General features: G+C 69.8%; 24 protein-coding genes. 6 read left to right on the forward strand and 18 right to left on the reverse strand.

The window, feature by feature from the left end; genetic code table 11:
- Positions 1-2: 2 nt before the first annotated feature.
- The 11 genes from AC1HFW_RS08875 to AC1HFW_RS08925 all read right to left on the reverse strand — a co-directional run bounded on the left by AC1HFW_RS08875 (position 3) and on the right by AC1HFW_RS08925 (position 10,861).
- Positions 3-1,019 carry a TauD/TfdA family dioxygenase gene (locus AC1HFW_RS08875; RefSeq protein WP_479282806.1) on the reverse strand — a complete coding sequence of 339 codons (1,017 nt, stop codon included), beginning with the start codon at positions 1,017-1,019 and terminating at the stop codon, positions 3-5.
- Between the two features lie 254 nt (positions 1,020-1,273).
- On the reverse strand, positions 1,274-2,014 hold the full coding sequence (locus AC1HFW_RS08880; protein ID WP_479282808.1) for a thioesterase II family protein: 741 nt from the start codon (positions 2,012-2,014) through the stop codon (positions 1,274-1,276).
- Positions 2,011-2,238 (reverse strand): MbtH family protein, encoded by a 228-nt coding sequence (locus tag AC1HFW_RS08885; RefSeq protein ID WP_061071155.1) that lies wholly within the window; start codon positions 2,236-2,238, stop codon positions 2,011-2,013. Before AC1HFW_RS08885 ends, AC1HFW_RS08880 begins: the two co-directional genes overlap by 4 nt.
- A gap of 152 nt (positions 2,239-2,390) precedes the next feature.
- A complete protein-coding gene (locus tag AC1HFW_RS08890) occupies positions 2,391-2,915 on the reverse strand; it encodes a sigma-70 family RNA polymerase sigma factor (RefSeq protein ID WP_061071154.1) in 525 nt (174 codons plus the stop codon).
- 64 nt (positions 2,916-2,979) lie between these two features.
- On the reverse strand, positions 2,980-5,364 hold the full coding sequence (locus AC1HFW_RS08895; protein WP_479282810.1) for a TonB-dependent siderophore receptor: 2,385 nt from the start codon (positions 5,362-5,364) through the stop codon (positions 2,980-2,982).
- A 123-nt stretch (positions 5,365-5,487) separates the two neighbouring features.
- Positions 5,488-6,477, reverse strand: a complete 990-nt coding sequence (locus AC1HFW_RS08900; protein WP_479282812.1) for a FecR domain-containing protein — start codon at positions 6,475-6,477, stop codon at positions 5,488-5,490.
- Positions 6,474-6,986 (reverse strand): sigma-70 family RNA polymerase sigma factor, encoded by a 513-nt coding sequence (locus AC1HFW_RS08905; protein ID WP_061071151.1) that lies wholly within the window; start codon positions 6,984-6,986, stop codon positions 6,474-6,476. The genes AC1HFW_RS08900 and AC1HFW_RS08905 overlap by 4 nt, the downstream gene beginning before the upstream one ends.
- Before the next feature lie 273 nt (positions 6,987-7,259).
- Entirely contained in the window at positions 7,260-8,012 is a 753-nt protein-coding gene (locus tag AC1HFW_RS08910) for an amino acid ABC transporter ATP-binding protein (RefSeq protein ID WP_006395142.1), read from the reverse strand.
- A 25-nt stretch (positions 8,013-8,037) separates the two neighbouring features.
- Positions 8,038-8,691, reverse strand: a complete 654-nt coding sequence (locus AC1HFW_RS08915; RefSeq protein ID WP_006384524.1) for an amino acid ABC transporter permease — start codon at positions 8,689-8,691, stop codon at positions 8,038-8,040.
- 117 nt (positions 8,692-8,808) lie between these two features.
- Entirely contained in the window at positions 8,809-9,600 is a 792-nt protein-coding gene (locus AC1HFW_RS08920; RefSeq protein ID WP_006384525.1) for an amino acid ABC transporter substrate-binding protein, read from the reverse strand.
- Positions 9,601-9,787: 187 nt separating this feature from the next.
- On the reverse strand, positions 9,788-10,861 hold the full coding sequence (locus AC1HFW_RS08925; RefSeq protein ID WP_479282814.1) for an NAD(P)H-dependent flavin oxidoreductase: 1,074 nt from the start codon (positions 10,859-10,861) through the stop codon (positions 9,788-9,790).
- A gap of 142 nt (positions 10,862-11,003) precedes the next feature.
- Here AC1HFW_RS08925 and AC1HFW_RS08930 point away from each other — a divergent pair, with 142 nt between their 5' ends.
- Positions 11,004-11,828: a TlpA family protein disulfide reductase gene (locus AC1HFW_RS08930; protein ID WP_479282816.1), complete on the forward strand. Its 825-nt coding sequence runs from the start codon at positions 11,004-11,006 to the stop codon at positions 11,826-11,828.
- A 51-nt stretch (positions 11,829-11,879) separates the two neighbouring features.
- Here AC1HFW_RS08930 and AC1HFW_RS08935 read toward each other — a convergent pair whose 3' ends face one another.
- From AC1HFW_RS08935 to AC1HFW_RS08950, 4 genes are read right to left on the reverse strand one after another with little or no spacing between them, the layout of a single operon-like run.
- Positions 11,880-12,230: a zinc ribbon domain-containing protein gene (locus AC1HFW_RS08935; protein WP_479282818.1), complete on the reverse strand. Its 351-nt coding sequence runs from the start codon at positions 12,228-12,230 to the stop codon at positions 11,880-11,882.
- Positions 12,227-13,369, reverse strand: coding sequence for a thiolase family protein (locus AC1HFW_RS08940; protein WP_238889614.1), 1,143 nt, complete (start codon positions 13,367-13,369; stop codon positions 12,227-12,229). The genes AC1HFW_RS08935 and AC1HFW_RS08940 overlap by 4 nt, the downstream gene beginning before the upstream one ends.
- Entirely contained in the window at positions 13,366-14,679 is a 1,314-nt protein-coding gene (locus AC1HFW_RS08945) for an MFS transporter (RefSeq protein ID WP_479282820.1), read from the reverse strand. The genes AC1HFW_RS08940 and AC1HFW_RS08945 overlap by 4 nt, the downstream gene beginning before the upstream one ends.
- Before the next feature lie 31 nt (positions 14,680-14,710).
- The gene (locus tag AC1HFW_RS08950; protein WP_061071145.1) at positions 14,711-16,294 is read right to left on the reverse strand and encodes an ATP-dependent acyl-CoA ligase; all 1,584 of its coding nucleotides are present in this window, start codon (positions 16,292-16,294) and stop codon (positions 14,711-14,713) included.
- A 160-nt stretch (positions 16,295-16,454) separates the two neighbouring features.
- Here AC1HFW_RS08950 and AC1HFW_RS08955 point away from each other — a divergent pair, with 160 nt between their 5' ends.
- Positions 16,455-17,363 (forward strand): LysR family transcriptional regulator, encoded by a 909-nt coding sequence (locus AC1HFW_RS08955; RefSeq protein WP_006395150.1) that lies wholly within the window; start codon positions 16,455-16,457, stop codon positions 17,361-17,363.
- Between the two features lie 95 nt (positions 17,364-17,458).
- Positions 17,459-18,340 carry an MBL fold metallo-hydrolase gene (locus AC1HFW_RS08960; RefSeq protein WP_006395151.1) on the forward strand — a complete coding sequence of 294 codons (882 nt, stop codon included), beginning with the start codon at positions 17,459-17,461 and terminating at the stop codon, positions 18,338-18,340.
- A 75-nt stretch (positions 18,341-18,415) separates the two neighbouring features.
- On the opposite strand, the gene AC1HFW_RS08965 is transcribed toward AC1HFW_RS08960, so the two are convergent.
- Both AC1HFW_RS08965 and argC read right to left on the reverse strand, forming a co-directional pair.
- Complete coding sequence (locus tag AC1HFW_RS08965; protein WP_479282822.1) at positions 18,416-18,934, reverse strand: DUF6622 family protein; 519 nt, start codon at positions 18,932-18,934, stop codon at positions 18,416-18,418.
- A 78-nt stretch (positions 18,935-19,012) separates the two neighbouring features.
- A complete protein-coding gene (gene argC, locus AC1HFW_RS08970) occupies positions 19,013-19,957 on the reverse strand; it encodes an N-acetyl-gamma-glutamyl-phosphate reductase (RefSeq protein ID WP_479282824.1) in 945 nt (314 codons plus the stop codon).
- 143 nt (positions 19,958-20,100) lie between these two features.
- Between argC and AC1HFW_RS08975 the strand changes: the two genes are divergently transcribed.
- Positions 20,101-20,997, forward strand: a complete 897-nt coding sequence (locus AC1HFW_RS08975) for a LysR family transcriptional regulator (RefSeq protein WP_116521983.1) — start codon at positions 20,101-20,103, stop codon at positions 20,995-20,997.
- A 78-nt stretch (positions 20,998-21,075) separates the two neighbouring features.
- Here AC1HFW_RS08975 and AC1HFW_RS08980 read toward each other — a convergent pair whose 3' ends face one another.
- The gene (locus tag AC1HFW_RS08980; RefSeq protein ID WP_479282826.1) at positions 21,076-22,857 is read right to left on the reverse strand and encodes a chloride channel protein; all 1,782 of its coding nucleotides are present in this window, start codon (positions 22,855-22,857) and stop codon (positions 21,076-21,078) included.
- 120 nt (positions 22,858-22,977) lie between these two features.
- Between AC1HFW_RS08980 and AC1HFW_RS08985 the strand changes: the two genes are divergently transcribed.
- Entirely contained in the window at positions 22,978-23,430 is a 453-nt protein-coding gene (locus tag AC1HFW_RS08985) for a MarR family winged helix-turn-helix transcriptional regulator (RefSeq protein ID WP_006395156.1), read from the forward strand.
- Between the two features lie 108 nt (positions 23,431-23,538).
- The gene (locus tag AC1HFW_RS08990; protein ID WP_479282829.1) at positions 23,539-24,699 is read left to right on the forward strand and encodes an HPP family protein; all 1,161 of its coding nucleotides are present in this window, start codon (positions 23,539-23,541) and stop codon (positions 24,697-24,699) included.
- Positions 24,700-24,758 lie beyond the last annotated feature (59 nt).

Here is a 24,758-nt window from a genome sequence, read left to right on the forward strand (position 1 = left end):
CATCAACCCACGCACGACAGGTCGTCGACGTCCGCCAGGCGCAGCGCCGTGGGATCGGACGGCTCGACATTGCCATGAGGGTCGGCCATGGCCACCACCACCTTGCGCGGACCGGCGAACGGCGTGCGGGCGTGGGCCACCAGCATGTTGTCCAGCATCATCACGTCGCCCGCCTGCCAGGCAAAGCGCACCGTCTCTTCGTCAAGGACCGCGCGGATCTCGTCGAAGACCTCGTCGGCGATGGTCCTGCCGTCGGCGTCGTACACGTTGCGCGGCACGTTCTCGATGCCGAAGGCCTCCTCCAGCGATTCGCGCACGTCGGCCTGCAGGGACGACACGTGAAAGAGATGCGCCTGGTTGAACCACACCAACTCGCCGGTGTGCGGATGACGCTCCACGCCCTGGCAGCGCTGGCGCGTGCGCAGGCCGTCATCCTCCAGCCATTCCCATTCGATGCCGGCCTGGCGGCAATAGGCCTCGACCCGGGCGCGGTCGTCGGTATTGAAGACCGTCTGCCATGGCAGGTCGAAATCGCCGAAATTGCGCACGTAGACCAGGCCGCGCGCGAAGCGCCGACGGATGGCCGCGGGCATCCGCCGATAGACCGCGCGACTGTCCGCGATGGGCGTTTCCCCGCCCGACTGCGCGGCGGTCACGCAATGGAACCAGATGCGCATCGGCCATTCCCGGGTGTAGGCCTGTTCGTTGTGCAGCGGGATGTGCTGGTGCGCGGGGTATTCGGTGCTGGTGTACACCCCTGACTGGACCGCGCTGCGCGGGGTCGAGCCGAACTCGTAGGCCAGCAGCTCATGGCCAAAGCCGGCGGCAAAGCCGCGGAATACATCGACCGAGGGCACCTCGAAGCCTCGCAGCAGCACGCCGCCGATGGTCAGCAGCGCCGAATCGATCTGCGCCCGCAGCCGGCCCTGGGCGGCGGACAGTGACTCGCCCACGGCGGCCGGCGTCAACAATAGCGGCAACTCGCTGCCGGGCGGTGCAACACGCTCGAATCGTTCCATAGCTTCAAATCCGTAGATGAGGGATGCCGGACGGCACCGCGCGGCGCAGGGGAGCTGCGCCTCAGGCGGGCATACCGGCCGTTTCCGTGCGCAACCACGCCAACGAGGCGAGACCGCCCGCTGGCGCCGGCAACGCACAGGCCGAGGGTGGCGCGGCGCCATCGACGTCCGGCATGTCCAGGCACGCCAGGCCAGGCAAGTCCGGCGATTCGGGCCACATCGCCTGCCATGCCTCGATGGCGGGCGGGACCCGGTCAGATAGGCGCAAGCGCTGCATGGTGTTCCGGTCGGCAATGTTCGGCGATGCGATTGACCACGGCGTCCACCACGATGGCCTCGTGTTGGCGGATGAAGAAATGGCCGCCGTCGAACCAGGTCGTGCGCCCGGGCGCCAGCGTCTCGTCGCGCCAGGCCTCGATGAGCGGGGCCTCGATATCATCCTGCCTGCCCGCCAGCACCTCGATCGGCAATGGCAGGCGCGGCACGGGCTGATACCGGTAGCCCCGGCACAGGGCATAGTCGGCGGCCAGCGTGTCCAGCGCCAGGCGCAGCAGTTCGGGGCTGTCGAAGACCGCCTCGGGCGTCCCGCCCTGCTTGCGCATGTCGTCGATCAGCGCGGCGTCGTTGTCCAGGCCGTCGAATCGATGCGGATCGCGGCGCGCCGGCGCCGGACTGCCGGACGCGATCAACAGCGTCGGCAACCGGGCGCCGGTCTGCCGTTGGCGGGCCGCCATGGCATAGGCCAGCAAGGCTCCCATGCTGTGCCCGAACAACACGTGCGGCACAGCCAGGTCGGCGGCATGCGCCTCGCACAATTGCGCCACCAGGGTGTCGAAATCCTGTGCGTATGCCTCGCCGATGCGCGCGCCGCGCCCCGGCAATTCCACCGGCACCAGCCGCAACCATGCGGGCAGCGCGCGGCGCCACCGCAAGTACATGGTGGCGCTGGCGCCGGCGCATGGCAGGCACAGCAGAGCGACAGGCGCAAGACTCATTGCGGCGCGGTCTCGGTCTGGCTTTCCATGAAACGGCGCAGCGACGCCGGCCGCATGTCGGTCCAGACGCGTTCCACGAACGCCAGGCAGGTCTGCTTGTCGCCCTTGACGCCGGTATCGCGCCAGCCCGCCGGGGTCGGCTTGAAATCGGGCCAGAGGGAGTACTGGTCTTCGTCGTTGACCAACACGCGCAGCTCCGCGTCCTCGCGGTCAAAACAGTTCATAGTGTCGTATCCCTGAAAAGAAAACGTCATCCCGATACGAGATTGACTCTTATTTAGAATGACGAACCAGCCAGTTGGAAATTCAGGATTTCATTCGCGCTTTTTTCGGGGCGCGACCCGCGTGGGTGACGGCTTGCCGCCGCGCGGCCGCCTCAACCGGGCTGCAGGCATTCGTGGCAGGAACTGAGCGCCAGGTGGGCATCGCGGATCATGAAATTGACCAGTGCCGTCGAGACCCCCAGTTCGCGCGCCACGTCGCGCTGCGTGCAGCCTTCGAACCGATGCAGTTCGAACGCCCGGCGGGTGCGGGCCGACATCTGCGTCAGCGCGGTGGTCGCCATCCTGAGCGCCTGGCTGCTCACCGCGGCGTCTTCGGCCACCGAGGCCGAGACCGCGTGGCGGCCGGCCTCCTCGTCCGCGAAAAGCCGTTGTTCCAGCGCGCGGCGCCGATGGCAATCAATCGCCAGATGGCGCACGGTCTGGTACAGGTAGGCCGCCGGCTCGCGCACGCCTTGCGGCACCGCGCCCTCGAGCAGCTTGACATAGGCATCCTGCACCACGTCGTCAGCCAACTCCTGTGAATCGAGGATGCGCATCGCCGCGCGAACCAGCTGCCGCCGGTTCGCCTCGTATAGCGTGGTCAGTGTTTCCATCGTCGGCGCAGTGCTCGTAACCATGTGTACCTCCTCGGGCGCCGGGCGCCCACGTCATAGTCCGACACCGCCCCGTGATGGCGCGGCGTCAATAGCGGTAAGTGACAGTGGCGAGTACCGTGCGGTCCACGCCATAGCGGCAATTGCTGCGATCTCCCCGGCAGACCACGGTCTGCCGGTTGAAAACATTGCTGGCGTCCAGCGCCAGGCGCCAGGCGCCCGCGTCGTAGGCGAGCGCGGCGTCCACGACGGTGGCGGCCTCGTTCTTCATGGTGTTGGCGGCGTCCACGTAGGTGGAGCCGATATGGCGCACCCCCACGCCCGCGGTCCATCCGGCCAACCAGCCCTCAAGCGAGCGGTTCAGCCAGAGAGAGGCCATCTGGCGCGGCGTCACGATCGGCACTTTTCCGGTCGTGCCGTCGTTGGCCTGCTGATTCTTCACATCGTTGAAGGTGTAGGCGGCCAGCACGTCCCACCCTCGCGCCAGGCTGACCTTGGCCTCGAGTTCGACGCCGCGCGCGCGCACGCGGCCGGTGGTGACGCTGAAGCCGGGATGCGCCGGATCGGGATCGGCGGTCAGCACGTTGCGCTGCCGCAGGTCGAACAGCGCCAGCGTGTACAGGCTCTGCGATTGCGGCGGCTGGAACTTCACGCCCACCTCGAATTGCTCGGCCCGGGACGGATCGAACGGCTTGCCCTCGTACGAGGCGCCGGCCTGGGGCACGAACGAAGTCGCATAGCCCACGTAGGGCGCGACCCCTGCCCCCGCCGCGTACGACACACCCGCTCGTCCGGTGTAGACATCGCCCCGCCCACGCGTGCGAGTACCGGCGAGCAGGTTGTCGGTCACGTCGCGATAGTCGTCGCGCCGCACGCCGAGCAGCACGGTCCAGTCCCCCGCCTGCACCTTGTCCTGGAGATAAAGCCCCCATTGCTCGCTGACCTGCCGCACCTTGATGATCGACGGCGCGCCGGACGGCAGCGCGATGCCCTGCCCGTAACGCGGGTCCAGCAGATCCAGGCTGGGCGCGGCCGCCTGCTGATAGTGCTGGCGCCCCGACAGGCGCCTGGCATCCAGCCCGGCCAGCACCGTATGGCGCAGGCCGCCCGCTTCGAGGTCGCCTTCGATCTGGCTGTCCACCGCCAGCCCTTCGGCACGTTCGCGCGCCTGCAGTTGGGCGCGCGCCAGCGTACGGCCATCGCTGGCCAGCGCCCCCGCATACAGATTGCGCAGCAGCATGTCGCCTTGCTGGTAGCGCGCGTTCTGGCGCACCCGCCATTGCGCGTTCAGGCGATGCTCGAGCTGATACCCCAGGCTGAAGAAATCGCGGTCGTTGCGGTCGTAGTCGTAGTCGCCCACCAGCACCCGCGTCGGATAGTAGGCGCGCGATTCGCCGTCGTTGCGATCATGCTGGTAGTGCATCAGCAACGTGAACGAGGTGTCCGCGTCACGCCAGCCGAAGGCGGGCGCCACGTAGGCCAGGTTGTCGCGGTAGCGATGGTCGCTGTCGTACTTGTCCTGCGTGCCCGATTCCTTGGCGGTCGCGGTCAGGCGAAAGCGGGCCTGCCCGTTCTCGTTGAAAGGCCCTCCCAGGTCCAGGTAGGCCTGCTTGTGCTCGAACGACCCGAACTGCAGCGCGGCTTCGCGCAGCGGCGTCTCGGGGGGACGCTTGGTGACGCGGTTGACGATCCCGCCAGGCGCGGCCTGCCCATACAGCGCCGATACCGGCCCGCGCACGACATCGATCTGTTCCAGCGCATAGGTCGGCACCCGCGCCCGGATCTGGTCGTAGGGCATCTGGCTCAGGCCGTCGCGATAGTCGCCGGTCAGCTTGGCATCGAAACCGCGCAACACGACCCAGTCGTTGCGGACCTCGGTGCCGCCATAGTTGTCGATCTGCACGCCCGGCGTGTACTGCAGCGCCTGCGTGACCGAACGGGCGCCCCGCGCCTGCATGTCGGCGGCAGTCACCACCGACACCGACTGCGGCACCGAGACCAGGGGGGCCAGCGTCTTGGTGGCGGCGCGATCCTCGAGCTGCGTGAAGCCCCGCGTCATGCCCTCGACCTGCGTGACCGGCAGGATCGAAACGGCGGGCGTCCAGGTCCGACGCACGCGGAAACCGCCCGACGGGTCTTCGTAGACTTCCAGGCCGTGGCCACGCAATACCGCCTCGAAGGCGAGCGCGGGCGCGTAGGTGCCGTCCAGGCCGTCGCTGCTCAGGTCACGGGTGACCGCGGGATCGAAGTAGACCAGCACGTGCGCCTGGCTGGCGATCTGCTGCAGCACCTGGGTCAGCGGCCCGGGCGCGACGTGAAAACTGCGCGTGGTGGCCGCCTGCGGCCCGGGCTGGGCCCCGGCCAACGGCATGGCCGCGAGCGCGCCCAGCAGCAGCATCCGCGCGCACAGCCGCCCGCCCGCCACGGGGCCAGGGGCGTGTACGAGACGTTGATCGGCTGCTCCGATAACCATGGATTCCGGCTTTTTTCCGTGCAATTGAGTCCTCTTGATTGAAAGGACACGCCAAAACCGGAAACCGGAAAGGTATCGACAAAAAAAAACCCGGAATCCGGGCGAATGGAGGGATCGAGGCTGTTACCGAGCCGAAACGCGAACCCAATAAGGGCTGCGCCGGGTCACCGTGACAGGCAGCAGGCGGGCCACCGCCTGTAGCGCCCTGTCGGTGTCGTTCAAGGGAAACAATCCAGAGATCCGCAACTTCGCCGCCGGCGCGTCACAGGAAATCAACCCGTGCCGGTAACGGCTCAGTTCGGCCAGGAAGCGGTCCAGCGGCATGTCATCGGCCGCCAATTCGGCATTGATCCAGGCCGTGTCCGCCAGCGCCACCGGACGGACGGGCTCGATACCGTGCGCGCCGTAGCGGGTGGCCTGCCCCGGCTGCAGCAGCAGCGGGCTGCCGCCGGCCGCCGGCTCGATCTCGACGTGTCCCTCGAGCAGCGCCACGCGGGTCTGGTCTCCGTCCAGGCGCACCATGAAGCGCGTTCCCAGCGCGCGCACGCCCCCGGAAGGGGTGTCGACCCGGAACGGCAGGCCGGCATAGCCCGCCGCATGTCCGGTACGGATCTGGATTTCGCCGCGCCGCAGGCGCAGGCGGCGTGTCCGTCCGTCATAGAGCACGTCGATCGCGCTGTCGGTATTGAGCAGGACCTCGGTGCCGTCGACCAGCGTGACCGAGCGCTGCTCCCCCACTGCCGCCACGTAGTCGGGCGAGAGCCGTACCCAGCGCATGCGGTCGGCCGTCCAGACTAGGCCGCCGGTACAGGTGGCCAGCCCCAGCATGGCGATGAGCGCGCGGCGGCGGCCATTGCGCCGATCGACCGTCAGCGCCTGATAGGCGGGACTGCCTCCAAGTTCGCGCATGCGGCCGTCGACGCGCATCAGGTGGGCCCAGGCCCGCTCATGGTCGGGATCCGCCTGGCGCCAGCGTTCCCAGGCCAGCCGGTCCTGCACGGTGTCGGCGCCACTCGTCAACAGCACGTACCAGCGCGACGCCTGCTCGGCCACATGCGCCGGTAGCGGCAGCCCGCCAGCATAGGCGGCGGGCGTGGCACTCACCCGCGTCACGCGAAACCGTCCTGGGCGAAGAAGCAGGCCTGGACCGCGCGCACCATGTAGTTGCTCACCGTGCGGGTGGTCACCCCCAGCCGCGCCGCGATATCTTCATGCCTGAGCCCCTCGAGCTGCGCCAGCAGGAACGCCTCGCGCACCTTTCCCGGCAACGAGTCGAGCGCGCGATCGATGGCGAGCAGCGTCTCGATGACGATGTGCCGTGATTCCGGGCTGGGTTCCACGGGCTCGGGCAGATTGGCCAGGGCCTCGAGATAGGCCCGCTCGATCATTTCGCGCCGATAGTGGTTGGACAGCAGCCGGCGGGCGATCGTGGCGAGAAACGCGCGCGGCTCGGACAGCGGCGGGATTTCCTTGGCGGTCAGGACCCGCATGAAGGTGTCGTGCGCCAGGTCGGCGGCGCAGTCGGAGTTGGCGGTGCGATAGCGCAGCCAGCGCGCGAGCCACGAATGATGCTCGGCATACAGCACCGCTGTACGCTCTCGTAACCCCGCTTCGCTGGACATGGACGTCTCCCGCAATGTTGACCCGGACAATCGACGGTAATGATAACCATTATCCATTTTGCCGCCTAGGACTACATCCCAGTTGAATTCTTGTTTACATCAAGGATGTGACCGCCAGGCCTCATACATCCGGCGTGTCACAAAACCAAGGGTAAACCCTTATTCATTGCGCCATACAGCCCTGCCGCGGACCCGCCGGGCCCGAACGAGGCAGCCGCCGCGGGTAGCGCCCGGCCCCGGGCAGACGGGGCCGAGCCGGCCCCGCCCCTTTCGTTACAGCATGTGCGCCAGGAACTCGCGGCTGCGCGGATGCCGCGGCGCGCGGAAGAAGTCCGCCGACGGCGCCTCTTCGACGATGCGGCCTTCGTCCATGAAAATGACGCGGTGCGCCACTTCGCGGGCGAAGCCCATTTCGTGGGTCACCACCAGCATGGTCATGTGCTCGTCGGCCAGCTGGCGCATGGTGCGCAGCACTTCGCCGGTCAGCTCGGGGTCGAGCGCCGAGGTCGGCTCGTCGAACAGCATGATGTCCGGCTCCATCGCCAGCGCCCGGGCGATCGCCACGCGCTGCTTCTGGCCGCCCGACAGGCGCGTCGGATAGTTGTCGCGCTTGTTCAGCAGGCCGACCTTGCGCAGCAATTCCTCGGCCTTGGGCACGATGGCGGCGCGCGGCATGCCCTTGACGATCATGGGCGCTTCGATGATGTTCTGCAGCACCGTCATGTGCGGGAACAGGTTGAACGACTGGAACACCATGCCCATCTTGCGGCAGATGCGGCGCACGTCGCCGTCGCTGGCGTAGCGGCTCTGGCCGCCCGGCACCGCCGTGGCCAGGGCTTCGCCCTCGATCTCGATGGTGCCGTCGTCGATGGTTTCCAGGTGGTTCAGGCAGCGCAGGAAGGTGCTCTTGCCCGAACCCGACGGGCCGATGACCGCCACCACTTCGCCCTTGCCCAGCTCCAGCGAGACCTGGTCCAGCACCCGGTTGGCGCCGAACGACTTGACGATGCCGCGGGCCGAGATCATGGCGCCGCGACCGCCGGCGGACGGATTACTGGTCGTATTTGGCATAGCGCTTTTCCATACGCTGGAAGAACCACGTCAACACCAGCGTCATGATGAGATAGAAGGCGGCCGCGACCAGGAACGGCGTGGTCGTGAAGTCGCGCTGCACGATGCCGCGCGCGGTGCGCAGGATGTCGTTGAGCGCCAGCACGTAGATCAGGGAGGTGTCCTTGACCAGGGTGATGGTCTCGTTGCTCATGGGCGGCAGCACCCGCTGCACCATCTGCGGCAGCACGATGCGGCGCAGCGTCTGCAGGTAGGTCATGCCCAGCACCTTGCTGCCTTCGTATTGGCCGCGGTCGACCGACTGGATGCCGGCGCGGAAGATCTCGGCGAAATACGCCGCGTAGTTCAACGCAAAGGCCACCACCGCCGCCGGAAAGTCGGGCAGGCGGACCCCCACCACCGGCACGAACGGCAGCGCGAAGTAGATGAACAACATCTGCAGCATCAGCGGCGTGCCGCGCATCAGCCAGATGTAGCCATTGACCAGCTGGCTGACGAAGCCCCATTTGGAGATCCGCAGCAACGCCAGCACCAGGCCCAGCGGCACGGCCAGCGCCAGCGTGATGAAGAACAGCGTCAAGGTCACTTTCGCGCCTTGCGCCAGGGGTCCCAGGAGGGAGAGTACGTAGTCCATGCGGATGGGAGTGCGCCGTGGGTGGCGGGGGGAATCAGGGGCCGGGGCGCCGGCGCGAAGGATCGCCGGACTGAAAAACGCCCGGACCGCGGAGCGGTCCGGGCGTTTCCCGGGAGATTACTTGACGATGTTGGCGCCGAACCACTGGGTCGCGATGCGGCCGGCGGTGCCGTCCTGCTTCATCGAGTCCAGCGTCTTGTCGAGCTTGCCCAGCAGCTCGGTGTCGTCCTTGCGCACGCCGACGCCGTAGTCTTCGGTGCCGAAGTTGTCGTCCAGCACGCGGTATTCACCGGCGCGCTTGCTGATCAGGTAGCGGCCCACCACTTCATCGACCACGATGGCGTCGAGGCGGCCGGCGGCCAGGTCCATCAGCGCGGTGACGTTGTCGCCGAACTTCTTGACTTCCTTGATGCTGCCGGCGACCGGGTCCTTGGCGATGGCGTCGGTGGCGCTGCTGCCATCCTGGGCGCCGACCACCTTGCCGGCCAGATCGGCCTTGGCCTTCACCGGCGAGGCGTTGCCGACGATGATGATCTGGTGGTTGGCCATGTAGGGCGCGGTGAAGCTGATGTTCTTCTTGCGTTCTTCGGTGATGGTCAGGCCGTTCCAGAGCACGTCGACGCGCTTGCCGTTCAGCTCGGCTTCCTTGGCGCTCCAGTCGATCGGCTTGAATTCGACCTCCAGGCCCAGGCGCTTGCTGGCTTCCTTGGCCATGTCGACGTCGAAACCGACGATCTGGTTGTTGGCGTCGCGGAAACCCATGGGCGGGAAGTTGTCATCCAGACCAACGACGACCTTGCGGGCGGCGGCGGGCGCCTGCGCACTGGCGGCGGGCGCGTTGTCGGACGGGCCGCAAGCGGTCAGCATCGTGGTTGCGGACACGAGAAGAACAGCAGTCAGTTTTTTCATATTTATCGAGGGCGCGAGGCGCAGGAATGAAGAAGGCCGGAGGGCTCGACAGAAGCCGCGAGCCGGTATTTTAGCGTTCCTGGAAATATGCGTTTCATGTTGGCCATATATAGGGCCAAGCGCCACTATCCAGGGAAGCCGGGCGCGGCCGGCCTCCCGGACGGGGACGACGCGGAGGATGGCCCGCTCAGCGGGCCCGCGCCGCCATCCCCGCGCGCAGGCCGGCCGCGCAGTCGAGCGCGTCGTCCCACAGCTGGCGCGTCAGCGCCTCGGCGTCGGTCTCGCGGGCCATCGCGGCGGCCTCGCCCGACCACAGCAGCGAAAAGTCGCCGCTGCCGGTCTTTTCCACCGCCGCCCGCAACGGATCGACCGCGCCGGTCGCCAGCGGAAACGCGGGCGCCGCCGCGCTCATCGGACCCTGTTCGCGCATGAAGCGCGTCAGCAGCCCGCGGGCCGGGCGGCCGGTGTACAGATTGGTCAGGCGCGTGGCGTCGTCGCGCGCCGCGCGCACCGCCTGCCGGTGAATGGCCGAACGCCCTGCCTGCGGCGTCAGCAGATAGGCGGTGCCCAGTTGCGCGGCCGCCGCGCCCAGCGCGAAGGCCGCGGCGATCCCGCGCCCGTCGGCAATGCCGCCGGCCGCGATCACCGGCACGCCCACGGCGTCCACCACCTGCGGCAGCAAGGCGTACAGGCCCGGCTGGGCGCCGATGTCGTCGGTCAGGAACATGCCGCGATGGCCGCCAGCCTCCACCCCCTGGGCAATGATGGCATCCACGCCGCGGGCGTCGAGCCAGCGCGCCTCTTCGACCGTGGTGGCGGACGACAGCACCATGGCGCCGGCGCGGCGCACGCGCTCCAGCAGCGCGTCGTCGGGCAGCCCGAAATGGAAGCTGACCACCGCCGGCCGCGATTCCTCGACCACCTGGCACATGGCCTCGTCGAACGGCGCGCGGCCCGGGCCGCTGCCGGCGGTTGACAGGTCCAGCCCGGCCTCGCGGTAGTACGGCGCCAGCGTCTCGCGCCAGCGGGCCTGGGCCGCCTCGTCGGGCGCGGGCGGCGTGTGACTGAAGAAATTCAGGTTGAACGGCGCGTCGGTCTCGGCGCGGATCGCGGCAATCTGTTCGCGCAGCGCGTCCGGACCAAGCGCGGCACAAGCCAGCGACCCGAGGGCGCCGGCGCGGCAGGCGGCAATCGCCAGCGGACTGAAGGAGCCGACCATCGGCGCTTGGATCAGGGGCAACAGCGAAGGCAGCGATTTCATCTCGGGCACACGACGGCAATGGAGGACACCCAAGCATATCGCAACGGCATGCTAGGCTTGGGCCTTCCCCCTACTCGTCTCACGCCATGGAATTTCGCAGCAACGGCCGCCCCGACCTGGCCGCGCGCCGGGAGCGCGTCGCATGAGCCCTGCCCTGCGTCTGGGCCCCCTGGTCTTTCCCATCGAACTCGCCCTGCTGGTGGCCACCGCCGCCGTCGGCCTGCTCGCCGGCCGTCTGCTGGCCGGCACGCGCGCCGAGGACGTCGGCCGCGTCCTGTGGCGCTGCCTGCTGCTGGGCCTGCTGGTGGCCCGGCTGGCCTTCGTCTGGCAATACCGCGATCACTTCCTGCAGGATCCGCTCAAGATCCTGGACCTGCGCGACGGCGGCTGGACCGGCCTTGCCGGGCTGGCCGCGGCGCTGCTCTATGGCGCCTACGCCGTGCTGCGCCACCGCGTCCCGCGCCGCGCCCTGCTGGTCGCGATGGCGCTGAGCACGGCCATCTGGCTCGGCGGCGGCCGCCTGCTGGCGCCCTCGACCCAGACGCAACCGCAACTGGCGGGCCTGTCGCTGCAACAGCTGGATGGCGCGCCGGCCGCGCTGGCCGCCTTTCACGGCAAACCCACGGTGGTGAACCTGTGGGCCAGCTGGTGCCCGCCGTGCCGCCGCGAGATGCCGGCGTTCGAGCAGGCGCAGGCGGCCAACCCCGACATCCATTTCGTCTTTCTCAACCAGGGCGAGGCGGCGGCCACCGTCCGTCAATACCTGGACGAGCACGCGCCGTCGCTGGCCAACGCCCTGCTCGATCCGGCCGGCGACGCCTCGCGCCAGATGAGCAACCGCGGCTTGCCCGCGACGCTGTTCCTCGATGCCCAGGGCCGGTTGATCGACGTGCGCGTCGGCGAACTGTCCAGCGCCACGCTGGCACAGCGGCTGGAATCGATCCGGGCGGCCGATGCGCGGAACTGAACGGCGAAACTGAAGGGTGGCGCGGACGCGGTCCAGCCGCGCCGGCGGCCCTCAAGCCTTGCCGCCCGCCCCGCCGTTGCCGGGCAGCGCTTGCGCCCAAGGCAGCGCCACCCCTTGTTCCGTTCCCTGCTCCATTCGCGCCAGCAATCGCAGACGCTGCCCCACCGCCTGCGGCACGTCAGGCAGGCGCACCACCAGCAGCGGTCCGCGTGGCAACGCATTGACGGTGGCGATGATGCTGCCGCCGCCGGCCGCCTTGGCGGGCACCTGGGTCCACGCCAGCAGCTCGGCCTCCTCCACAGGCGCCTGGACGTCACGGTCGTGTCCGCACGCCGGGCACCACAGCCGCGCCGGATAGACCCGATGCCCGCACTGCGCGCATTCCCTCACGTTGAAACTCATGCGTCCTCCCTGGCCAGCACCGCGGCGTTGGCGCACATGCCGTAGCGCAACTGCACCATGCCGTAGCCGGTCGCCACGCCATGGCGCGCGTGCGCCACCTGCCGCGCGCCGGCCCGCCCCAGCAGTTGGCGCGCCACTTCCGCCAGCCCGTGCATGCCGCCCGCCGTACCCGCCTGCCCTGCGGACAGTTGCCCGCCCGCCGTGTTGACCGGCAGCTCGCGGGTGGCGATGCGGCGCGCGATGAAGCCCGGCAGGTCATTTGCCGGCGCCAGGCCCAGGTCGCACAGCTGCGCCACCGCCATCGCCGGATAATCGTCGTACACGCCGACCACGTCCATATCGTCCGGCCCCAGGCCGGCCTCGGCCCACAGCGCGGACGCGAACCCGGCAATGCCCGTCACCAGGCCATCCCCCTCCTGCTGGTCGAAGTTGTAGCGTGCGCCGCTGGCCCGCAGCGTGACGTGCACGCCTTGCGGCCGCGCCTGCAGCACCAGCGCGCAGGCGCCGCTGACCACCGGCACGCAATCGAGCCGGCCCAGCGGCTCGGCCACCATCGGCGCCTCCAGGTACTGCGCCAGCGTCAGCGGCTGGCGGTAGGCGGCATTGGGATTGGCGCCGGCCCAGGCGCGCTGCGCCACGCACAGCGCGCCGTAATCCTCGCGCCGCAGGCCGGTCCTCGCCATCTGCCGCTGCGTCAGCATGGCGAACAGCGGATTCGGCCCGACGCAGCCCAGCGGGCTCAGGTAATCCTGCGCGCTGCGGTTGTAGCGCCCCACCAGCGCGGCGAAATCGGCGCCGGCGAAATGGTCGCCGGCCACCAGCACGATGGTGCGCGCCTGCCCCGCCCGCAGCGCCAGCCAGGCGTGGCGCAGCATGTTGATGGCGCTGGCGCCGCCCATTTCGTCCTGCATGCACCAGCCCAGCGTCAGGCCAAGCCGCCACGCCATGTCGATGGCGCGGTCGGGGCGCAGCGTGAACGAGGCCAGGCCCAGGCCGTCGACATCCGCCGGCCGCAGCCCGGCGTCGTCCAGCGCCAGCCGCACCGCCCGGGCAATCAGCGTGGCCGTGTCGCAGCCGGGCTCGGGATGGCGCAGCGCGGGCGTCTCGCCCACGCCGACGATGCCGGGCCCCGCGCTCATGCCGATTCCTGCCGCGGCGGCTCGCGCGTCAGCAGCAAGGTGATGACCGTGATCGCCGCCATCCCCACCAGGAACCACGCCACCGGCGTGGCCGATTCATACTTGCGCAGCAGCGCCATGGCGATCAGCGGCGACAGGCCGCCGGCGAACACCGAGGCCAGTTCGTGCCCAAGCGCCAGGCCGGTGTAGCGCACCTCGGGCGGGAACAGCTCGGCGAAGTACGCCGGCTGCGTGCCAATCATGGCGGCGTGGCAGATCGTGTTGCCCAGGAAGAACGCCAGGAAGATCCACACCGGGTCCTTGGTCTGCACCAGCCAGAAGAACGGAAACGCCGCCAGCATCAGCCCGGCCGAGCCGATCAGGTAGACGGTGCGCCGGCCGATCCGGTCCGACAGGTGGCCGAACCACACCAGCGTGCCCAGTTCGATGAACATGGATGCCAGCACCCCGCCCAGCATCACGTCGTTGGGAATGCCCAGGAACTTGCCATAGGCCAGCGCGAACGCCAGGAAGATGTACGAGCCGCCGTTCTCCGCCACCCGCAGCCCCATCGCCGTGAACACCTGGCGCGGATAGCGGCGGAACACTTCCACCGCCGGCATGCCGCGCTTGGCGGTCTTCTTGGCCTGCACGAACTCGTCGCTTTCCGGTATGTGCTTGCGGATGTACAGGCCGATGCCGAAGATCAGCACGCTCAGGAGGAACGGCAGGCGCCAGCCCCAGCTCATGAAGGCCTCCTGCGGCAGCTGCTGCGCCAGCATGAAGACGCCGGACGACAGCACGAAGCCGCCGGCCACGCCCAGCTGGCTGAACGACGAGAAATAGCCGCGGCGCTTGCCGTCCACCGCCTCGCTGATGAGCAGCACGCCGCCGCCCCACTCGCCGCCGGCCGCCGCGCCCTGCATCACGCGCAGCACCACCATCGCCACCGGCGCCCAGATGCCGATCTGCTCATAGGTTGGCAGCAGCCCGATCAGGAAGGTAGCCGCGCCCATGATGCCCAGCGTCCATTCCAGCGCCAGCTTGCGGCCATAGCGGTCGCCGATATGGCCGAAGATCACGCCGCCCAGCGGCCGCGCCAGGAAGCCCACGGCAAAGCCGGCGAAGGCCCCCATGGTGCCCAGCAGCGGATCGGTGCCCTTGGGAAAGAACAGCTCGCCGAACACCAGCGCCGCCGCCGTGCCATAGATGAAAAAGTCGTACCACTCCATCGCGTTGCCGGCGACCGACGCCATCACCACCCGCCGCGTGCGCTTGCGCCGGGCCTGCTCGTCGGCGCTCTGCGCCGCGCCCTGGTATGCCATTGTCATGCTCTTGCCCCTTGTTTTATATGGATGGGATTCAGCGCGCCACGCGGTAGCCGGCGGCGTCGCGATCCCAGGTGTCGCCCGTCACGCCCTCATCGCGCAACCTGAACTTGCGGACCTTGCCGTTCTCGGTGCGCGGCAGGTCGTCCAGCACGCGCAGATAGCGCGGCACGGCGAAATACGGCATGCGCGGCTGGCAGAAATCCAGCAGGGCCTGCGGCGTGAGCACGCAGCCCGGCTTGTAGACCAGCGCCGCCATGACCTCGTCCTCGGCCAGTTCCGACCGCACCGCATAGACCGCCGCGACCGCCACCGAGGGATGCGCCAGCAGCACCTGCTCGACCTCGTACGACGAGATGTTCTCGCCGCGCCGGCGGATCGCGTCCTTCATGCGGTCCAGGAAGCGGAAGTAGCCGTCGGCGTCGCGCACCACGCGGTCGCCGGTGTGGAACCACAGGTTGCGCCAGGCCTCGACCGTCTTGTCGGCCATGCCGAAGTAGCCGGTGGCGATGGCGAACGGCGGCCGCGCGCGCAGCAGCAGTTCGCCGGCCTGGCCATCGGGCAGCGGCGCATCGTCCGCGTCGGCCACGATGGCGTCGAACTCGGGCGCGACGCGGCCCATGCTGCCGGGGCGCTGCTCGGCCAGCGTGCCGCCGAGCGCGAAGTTGGTTTCCGTGGAGCCGTAGCCTTCCAGCAGCGCGATGCCGGTGCGCTCGGTGAACACGCCGTGGAAACGTTCGGGCACGCCCGGCGCCAGCGCGATGCGGGCGCGGTGGCCGCGCTCGGCCGCCGCGGGTTCGCGCGCCAGCAGCATCGGCACCATCGCGCCCAGCAGGTAGGTGACGGTAGCGCCGGTAGCCTGCAACCGCTCGAAATAGCGGCTGACGGAAAAGCGTTCATCGCACACGATCGACGCGCCGGTCACCAGCGCCTGGAAGCAGGCATTCAGGGCGTTGGTATGGAACAGCGGCAGGCTGGTGTAGAGCACGTCGTCGGCGCCGATCTCCAGATTGCGGGCGGCGATGACGCCCCACCAGTGGAACTGTGCATGGGGGCAGCACACCCCCTTGGACAGGCCCGAGGTGCCGGAGGTGTAGAGGATCGCGAGCGTATCGCCGGGGCCGAGGTCGGCCTCGGGCGCGGGCGTGTCCGGCAAGGCCGGCAGCGCGGCGGCCGGGGCCGGCAGACCGGGCGGGACCGCGGCCGTGTCGTTCGCGCCGTCGTCCAGCAGCCAGATCTGCCGCAGCGCCAGGCCAGCGGCGTCGACCCCGGCCAATGCCGGACAGGAGGCCCTGTCCGCCACCAGCAGCACGCACCCGCTGTTGGCCAGGATGTGCTGCAACTGCATGCCGCGCGAGGCGGTGTTGATCGGCACCACCACCGCGCCCAGCCAGCCGCAGCCCAGCACCAGCGACATGAATTCGATGCGGTTGCCCGCCATCAAGCCGACGCGGTCGCCGCGGGCCACGCCGGCCTGCGCCAGCAACGCCGCCCAGCGGGCCGCCTGGGCGGGCGCCTCGGCATAGCGCAACGCGCCGCCCGGCGCCTGGATCCACGGCCGCGTTCCCTGGCGTGCGGCCTGGTCGCGCAACAGCGACGGCAAAGTCAATGCATGCATGACGTGCTCTTCCCCTTGTTGTCGGCGGCCGCCTGGTCACTGCCGCGGCTCGTGAAAATTAGTCTAGGAATCAACTATTTATGTGTCAAATTTATGGGTATTATTCATTGCATAAACCAGACTGATAACAAGGGTGGACGTGGACTTCGACTTGAATCTCATGCGGGTTTTCCTGACCGTGCTGCATGAGCGCAGCGTCACCCGCGCCGCGCAGCGGCTGCAGCTGACGCAGCCCGCGGTCAGCTATGCCCTGGCCCGGCTGCGCGAGAAATTCGACGATCCGCTGTTCGTGCGCACGCCGTCGGGCATGCGGCCCACGCCGGTGGCCTTCGCCCTGGCCGGCCCGATCGAGCGCGGCATGAACAGCTTCGCCGAGGCGGTCAGCCTGCGGCAGCATTTCGAGCCGGCCAGCAGCACTCGGCGCTTCCGGCTGTCGATGTCGGATATCGGCGAAATGGTGTTCCTGCCCAGCCTGATGGAACGCGTGCACGCGCTGGCGCCGCGCCTGCAGGTCGAGGTGGTGGAGGTGCCGCTGGAACAGCTGGCGCAGGCGCTCAAGGACGGCGACATCGACCTGGCGATCGGCAACCTGGCCGGCCTGGGCCGCCACACGCGCCACGCCGACCTGTTCAGCGAGCGCTATGCCTGCATGGGCCGGCGCGGCCACCCGGTGCTGTCGGCCGGCCTGACGCGCGGCCAGTTCAAGCGGCTCGACCACATCCTGGTGGCCTCGCGCGCCAGCGCCCACCGGCTGCTGGACGACGTGCTCGGCGAGGCCGGGCTGCATCGCCAGCCGTACCTGACGCTGCCGCATTTCTCGGCCGCCGCCGAGATCGTGCGGCGCACCGACCTGACCGTCACCCTGCCGCACCGCGCGGCGGTCTGGTTCAACCGCGACAACGCCTTCGAGATCCGGCCCCTGCCGCTGACGCTGCCGCCGCTGAGCGTCACGGTGCACTGGCATCCGCGCTTCGAGAGCGACCCCGGCACGCGCTGGCTGCGCACGCTGGTGGTGGACACCCTGGCGGACCGGGACGCGGGCGGCACGGCGGCCGGCGCCCTGATTTGATCGAATCAAGCAACAGACTCACGCATGGATTCCGGTTTATCTGGCCGGATGGCGCAACTAGACTGCCGTCACTCCCCTCTTTTCCAGGAACATCCATGCCCACCCTGCCCGCCCTGCGCCGCCTGATTCCCGCCCTCGCGCTGGCCCTGGCCGCCGCGCCCGCCCTCGCCGCCACCGAACTGACGATCACCCCCTACAACCCCGGCAACGACGCCATCTTCCAGGTCGCCTCGGTGCTGGTCAGCGGTGAACGCGACGCCATCCTGGTCGACGCGCAATTCGGCAAGTCCCAGGCCGAACAGGTCGTGGCCATGGTGCGCGCCAGCGGCAAGCGCCTGACCACCATCTACATCAGCCACGGCGATCCCGATTTCTACTTCGGCCTCGATACCCTCCAGGCGGCGTTCCCCGACGCCAAGGTGGTGGCCACCGCGCCCACCGTGCGCCACATCCGCGAAACGGTCGACGCCAAGCTGGCGTTCTGGGGGCCGAAGCTGGGCGCCGACGCGCCGCGCAAAGCCGTGGTGCCGCAAGTGCTGGAAGGCGACACGCTGACGCTCGAAGGCCAGGCCCTGAAAATCACCGGCCTGGACGGCCCGCAGCCCGACCGCACCTTCGTCTGGATCCCGTCGCGCCAGGCGGTGGTCGGCGGCGTAGTGGTGTTCGGCAACCTGCACGTCTGGACCGCCGACACGCAGTCGCCGCAATCGCGCGCCGACTGGCTCGCCACGCTGGCGCGCATCGACGCCCTGAAGCCGGCCACGGTGGTGCCCGGCCACTACGCGCCCGGCGCGCCGCTGACGCTGGAATCGGTGCATTACACCCAGGGCTACCTGCGCGCCTTCGAGGCCGAGGCCGCCCGCGCGCCGGACAGCGCCGCGCTGATCCAGGCCATGCGCGCCCGCTACCCGCAAGCCGGCGCCGCCGCCTCGCTGGAGATCAGCGCCAAGGTCGCCAAGGGTGAAATGAAGTGGTGACGCGGCCGTAGCCGCCGCGCGTATGGACGATGGCCGGCCCCGCCGGCCAATACGCCTGGCTGGCGCGCCGCCGTGTCAGCGCCGCGCCAGCGGCGGCAACGCCAGGTGCCGCAAGTGCCATACCTGCGATAGCGTGCCGCCCCAGAACATGCCGTCGACCAGCCCGGACACGCCGCCGAATGCCGCCGAGAACGCGGCATCGGCCGCCAGCCCGTGGTCCCGCGCCAGCATGGTCATCAACACGAACTTGGACGCGAAGGCCAGCACCAGCAAGACCAGCGTGATCGGCGATCCCGGCCGCTCGATCATGCGCGTTTCGGGGTGGTAGGTGGCGCGGCCGGCCCGCGACCACAGCATCCAGCCGAGCACGCCGCCCGCGGCCATGCCGGCGGCGAACGCCTCGTAGGCCGAACGCAGGTCCGTGACCTCGCCGTGGATCGACACCAGCACCCAGACCAGGAACAGCACCGGCAGGAGGAAGGTGCGCGACACCGAGAGCTGGCGCGGCCGCAGCGCGCGGATGCCGCGGTACAGCAGCAGCGCGAACAGCGCCCACACCCAGAGCGGCGTGCGGTGCAGGATTTCCAGGCTCATGAGGGTTCCAGGCAGGCGCGGCCGGGATGGCGGCGCCTGCCCAGTTGAGCAGAAATCTCCTGACAGATCGCTGGCGGTTCAGGCCTCGGCCAGGGCCAGCGCTTCCAGCATCAGATCCAGGTTCTGCACCGCCGCGCCCGACGCACCCTTGCCCAGGTTGTCGAACACCGCGCTCAGCAGCACCTGGCCGTGATCGGCATTGCCGTAAACGGCCAGCCGCAGGTCATTGGTGCCGTTGAGCGCCTGCGGATCCAGCGACGTGTGTGCCGCCGCGTCCTGTGGCGCCACCACCTGCACGTGGCGGGCGCCGGCATAGTGCCGGGCCAGGCATTCCTGCAGTTGCGCGGCGCTGACGCCGGCGGGCAACAGGCGCAGCTGCAACGGCACGGTCAGCACGATGCCCTGGCGAAACGCGCCGTACGACGGCACGAATACCGGCCGCTGCGTCAGGCCCGCGTGGCGCTCGATTTCCGGGGTGTGCTTGTGCGCCAGGCCCAGGCCGTAGACCTGGAAGGCCAGCCCGCCGGTGGCGCCCGGGCCCTCGTAGGCGTCGACGCTGGCGCGGCCGCCGCCCGAATAGCCGGACACCGCGTGCACGCTGAGCGGATAGTCGGCCGGCACCAGGCCGGCCCGCACCAGGGGGCGCAGCAAGGCGATGGCGCCCGTGGGGTAGCAGCCCGGATTGCTGACGCGCCTGGCCTGGGCGATGCGTTGCGCCTGCCCGGCGTCCATTTCCGGAAAACCGTAGACCCAGCCCGCGGTGGTGCGGTGCGCCGAACTGGCGTCGATCACCCGCACGTCCGGATTGACGATGGACGCCACCACCTGGCGCGCCGGCTCGTCGGGCAGGCACAAGATGGCGATGTCGCTGGCGTTGATGGCCTCGGCGCGCCGTTGCGGGTCCTTGCGGTCGCCCTCGGCCAGCGTCAGCAGGCGCAGGTCAACCCGGCCGCGCAGCCGTTCGTGGATCTGCAGACCGGTGGTGCCCTGGTCGCCGTCGATGAATACTAGGGGATGCGTCATGTGCGTGGCCTTGCGAAAGAGCCGGCGCGGCGCCGGCGGATGGGGTCGAAAGTGGATCCAGGCGTCCATCATTGCCCATCGCGCCACATACGAAAAGTCGAATATCATGACGACGAGATTCAGAAATCCTGAACGAAACCGCCATGCGTGAAATCAACCTCGACCGCCTGCGCACCCTGGTCGCCATCGCCGACCTCGGTTCCTTCGCCGACGCCGCCCGCGCGCTGCACCTGGCGCCGCCCACCGTCAGCCTGCACGTGGCCGACCTGGAGGCGCGCGTCGGCGCGCCGCTGCTGACGCGCAAGCGCGGCCAGGTCCGGCCCACGCCCATCGGCGACACCCTGCTGGAACGCGCGCGCCGCCTCCTGGCCGAGGCCGATCAGGCTCTGGACGACGTGCAGCGGCAGGTGCAGGGCCTGGCCGGCCGGGTGCGGCTGGGGGCGTCGACCGGCGCCATCGCCCACCTGTTGCCGCAGGCGCTGGAAGCGCTGGGCCGCGAACACCCGGGCATCGACGTCCAGGTGGCCGTGCTGACCTCGCAGGAGACCCTGCAACAGCTGGGCAACGGCACGCTCGACGTGGGCCTGGTCGCGTTGCCGCAGCCGCCCGTGCCGGGCCTGGTGCTGCGGCCCTGGCGGCGCGACCCCATCATGGCCTTCCTGCCCGCCGCCTGGAATCCGCCAGCGCGCGTCACGCCGGCCTGGCTGGGCGAACGGCCGCTGATCCTGAACGACGCCAGCACGCGGCTGTCGCGCCAGACCGGCGAATGGTTCGCCGCCGCCGGGCTGCAGCCGCGGCCGCGCATCCAGCTGAACTACAACGACGCCATCAAGAGCCTGGTGGCGGCCGGCTATGGCGCCACGCTGCTGCCGCACGAAGCCACCGCGCCGCAGGCCGACCCGCGCATCGCCATGCGGCCGCTGCGCCCGGCGCTGTGGCGGCCGCTGGGCATCGCCCATCGCGACGGCCAGGTCGAACGCGCCACCCAGCACGTGCTGGATGCCTTGTGGCTGCTGCGCGCGGCCGGCGGACAGGCCTGATCCCGCCCCAGCCGCGGATCATCCGACCGCGACCGGCCCCCGGCAATCCGCCCGGCGCCTGGCGCGGACAGCGCCGCATCACCTCGAAGACGACGCCCGCCGCAGGAACGACGCGCGCTCGGCTTCCTCGCGCAGGCGCCGGGCGCGGCTGCGGAACAGGTCCTTGCGGCCGACGATGCCCAGCACCCGGCCGCTGTCGCGGTCCAGGATCGGCACGCGGCCGGCGCCGGACAGCGCCATGCGGTCGGCGATCTGGCTGGCCAATTCCTCGGGAAAGCCGTAGACCAGCTCGCGCCCCTGCAGCGCCTGCGCCAGGGTCTGCCCGTGCAGCGCCGGTTCCAGGGCCCAGGCCAGGCTGTCGGCGCGCGTCACCTCGGCCACCGCCACGCCGGCTTCATCGACCACGGGATAGCTGGTGTGGACCGGCTGCGCGGTGGTGAAATGCGCGATCGCCTGCGCCACCGTCAGGCTGTCGGGCAGCGTCTGCACCGGCGTGGTCATCACCTGGCTGGCGCGCAACAGGTCGAACGGATCGACGCGGTATTCGCGGCTGATGTGGTGGCCACGGCGCGCGATCTTCTCGGTCAGGATCGAGCGGCGCAGCAGCAGCACCGTGACGCCGTAGGCGAACACGCAGGCCGCCAGCACCGGCAGCAAGGCCCCCAGGTTGCCGGTCAGCTCGACCGCGAACAGCGTCGCCGTCAGCGGCGCGCGCATGGTGCCGCCCATCATCGCCGCCATGCCCACCAGCGCCCAGAAGCCCGGCGCGGCCGGCGGTAACAGGGGCGTGGCCAGCGCGCCCAGCGCGCCGCCGAAGATCAGCAAGGGCGCCAGCACCCCGCCCGAGGTGCCCGAGCCCAGCGCGATCGACCAGATCGCCACCTTGACCACCAGCAGCAGCAACACCGCCTGCAAGACCAGGTCGCCCGCCAGCAGATGGCGGATGTTGTCGTAGCCCACGCCCAGCGCGGCCGGCTCGATCAGGCCGCCGATGCCGATGGCCAGGCCGCCCAGCGCCGGCCACCACATCCAGTGCAGCGGCAGCTTCTCGAACAGATCCTCGGCCGCGTACACCAACGCCGTCAGCACGCCCGAGCCCAGCCCCGCCAGCACGCCCACGGCAGCGCACGCCACCAGGTGCCACGGCGTGAACGCGATGACGCCGCCATAGCTGAAGACCGGTCCGGCATCGAGCGCGAAGGCGCGCGCCACGGCCGCCACCAGCGCCGCGGTGGCCACCGGCAGGAAGCTGCGCGGCTTCCATTCGAACAGCAGCAGTTCCACCGCCAGCAGCACCGCCGCCAGGGGCGTGGCAAAGATCGCCGTCATGCCCGCGGCCGCGCCGGCCACCAGCAGCGTCTTGCGCTCGCCGTCGTTCAGGTGGATGGTCTGCGCCAGCAGCGAGCCGATGGCGCCGCCGGTCATGATGATCGGGCCTTCGGCGCCAAAGGGGCCGCCGGTGCCGATCGAGATGGCCGACGACACCGGCTTGAGCACCGCCACCTTGGGCGCGATGCGGCTCTTGCCGATCAGGATGGCTTCCATTGCCTCCGGGATGCCGTGGCCGCGGATCTTCTCGGAACCGTAGCGTGCCATCAGGCCGATGATGAGGCAGCCGATGACCGGAATGAAGATCGAGGCCGGCCCCAGGCGGCCGGTGGTGATGGGCAGGTCGGCGAACGAGAACAGGCCGTGGTAGGCCAGGTTGGTGCACAGCGCGATCAGGCGCAACAGGGCCCAGGCGGCGGCCACGCTGGCCAGGCCGGTCGGCACGGCCAGCGCCATCAGCAGCACGACACGCTTGTCGGTGGTGAAGTCGCCCAGCCGCAAGACGCGCACGGAAGAGGAAACGGGAGGCATGGTACGAGGAGAAAAGGGAGGAACGGAACTCGCGGCCGCCGCGTCCACGGGGACGGCAACAGGCCGGCGTTTGCGAAAAATCAAATATATCGTATCACGACATATATTAGAATCGGCCGGGTGAAACGTTCCCCTGCCCCCGACCTGCCGTCCGCCACCGACTACGAACTGCTGGCCGATTTCCGCTACGCGCTGCGCAAGTTCGCCGCCTTCAGCGAAAACGCCGCCGCCGGCCTCGACCTGATGCCGCAACAGCACCAGGCGCTGCTGGCCATCAAGGGCAGCCGGCCCGGCGCGCCCGGCCGCCGCGGCCTGTACGTCGGCGAGATCGCCGAGCGCCTGCTGGTGCGTCCGCACACCGCCGCCGAACTGGTCAACCGCCTGGAGCGGCTCGACCTCGTCAGCCGCGAGCCCGATCCCGAAGACGGCCGCCGCGTCGAGGTGGTGCTGACGGACAAGGCCGAGCGCATCCTGGCCAGCCTGTCGGCCTCGCACCTGGAAGAGCTGCGCGCCATGCGCCCGCTGCTGACCCGGCTGCTGGCGCGCATCGACGACGACGCCGCCGAGCGCTGACCCGGCCTCCCTCTTCATTACCGCTAGGCATAAGCTCATGCCGCCAACCGGTGCGCCGCGTGATAAATTGTCGTCCCCCGATATATTTGAAGCGGCGAGGTAAAGGTTTTGGCTGTGGCTATCAAGCGCTGGCTCGGTGCGTTCGCGCCGGCGCCGGTCGGCGTCAACATGCGCGAAAAGCTCTATGGCGCATTGGGCGCGCTGGTCGGGCTGTTCTGCACCGAATGGGTCGGCCACCACGCGCTGGGCAACGCCAATCCCTGGTTCATCGCGCCGATGGGGGCGTCCGCCGTGCTGCTGTTCGCCGCGCCGGCCAGCCCGCTGGCGCAACCCTGGTCGATCATGGCGGGCAACCTGGTGTCGGCGTTGATCGGCGTGTTCTGCGCGCAGGCGATACACGATCCCGGCGTGGCCGCGGCCACCGCGGCGGCGCTCGCCATCGCCGCCATGTTCTCGTTGCGCTGCCTGCATCCGCCCAGCGGCGCCGTGGCGCTGACCGCGGTGCTGGGCGGGCCGCAGGTCGCGGCGCTGGGCTATGGCTTCGTGCTGTGGCCGGTGGCGCTGAATTCCGCCATCCTGCTGTGCATCGCCGTGGTCTTCAATGGCCTGCTCCGGCGCAACTATCCGCGCCGCCACGTCGAAGCCGCGCCCGGCCACCAGACCCGCGACCCGGCGCCCAGCGCCCGCCTGGGCTTCTCGCGCGCCGATCTGGACGAAGCCCTGGCGCAGCGCGGCGAACTGCTCGACATCAGCAAGGATGACCTCGAGGAAATCGTGCTGGCCGCCGAACTGCGCGCCAGCCGGCGGCGCTTCGGCGACGTGCGCTGCGCCGACATCATGTCGCGCGACGTGGTCGTAGTGCAGCAGCAGGATCCGCTGGACTACGCCGTGCGCCTGTTCGACAAGCACCGCCTGCAATGGCTGCCGGTGCTCGATTCCTCCGGCCACTATGTCGGCATGCTGGCGCAGGCCGACGCGCTGGCCCGCAGGAACCGGCCCGCCCAGGTGGCGGCCGCGGGCGGGGCGCCCGCCGACCTGCTGGTGGCCGACTGCATGCGTTCCGAGGTGCCGTTCGCCACGCCCGACCTGCCCGCGATCGAGCTGGCGCGGCCCATGGCCGACAGCCTGCACTGCGTGCCGGTGCTGGACGAAGGCCGCGTGCTGGCCGGCCTGGTGACCCAGTCGGACCTGGTGGCCGCCCTGCACCAGATGGCGCTGTCGGCCGCCGCGCAGGCCGCGCCCGGCCACGACAGCCGCCTGGCGGCGTGAACCGCGGCGCCTCCGTAGCCCTACGGATTCCGCCGCGACGCGGCCGCGGGGCATAATCC

Source organism: Achromobacter sp. ISS7, assembly GCF_056523125.1.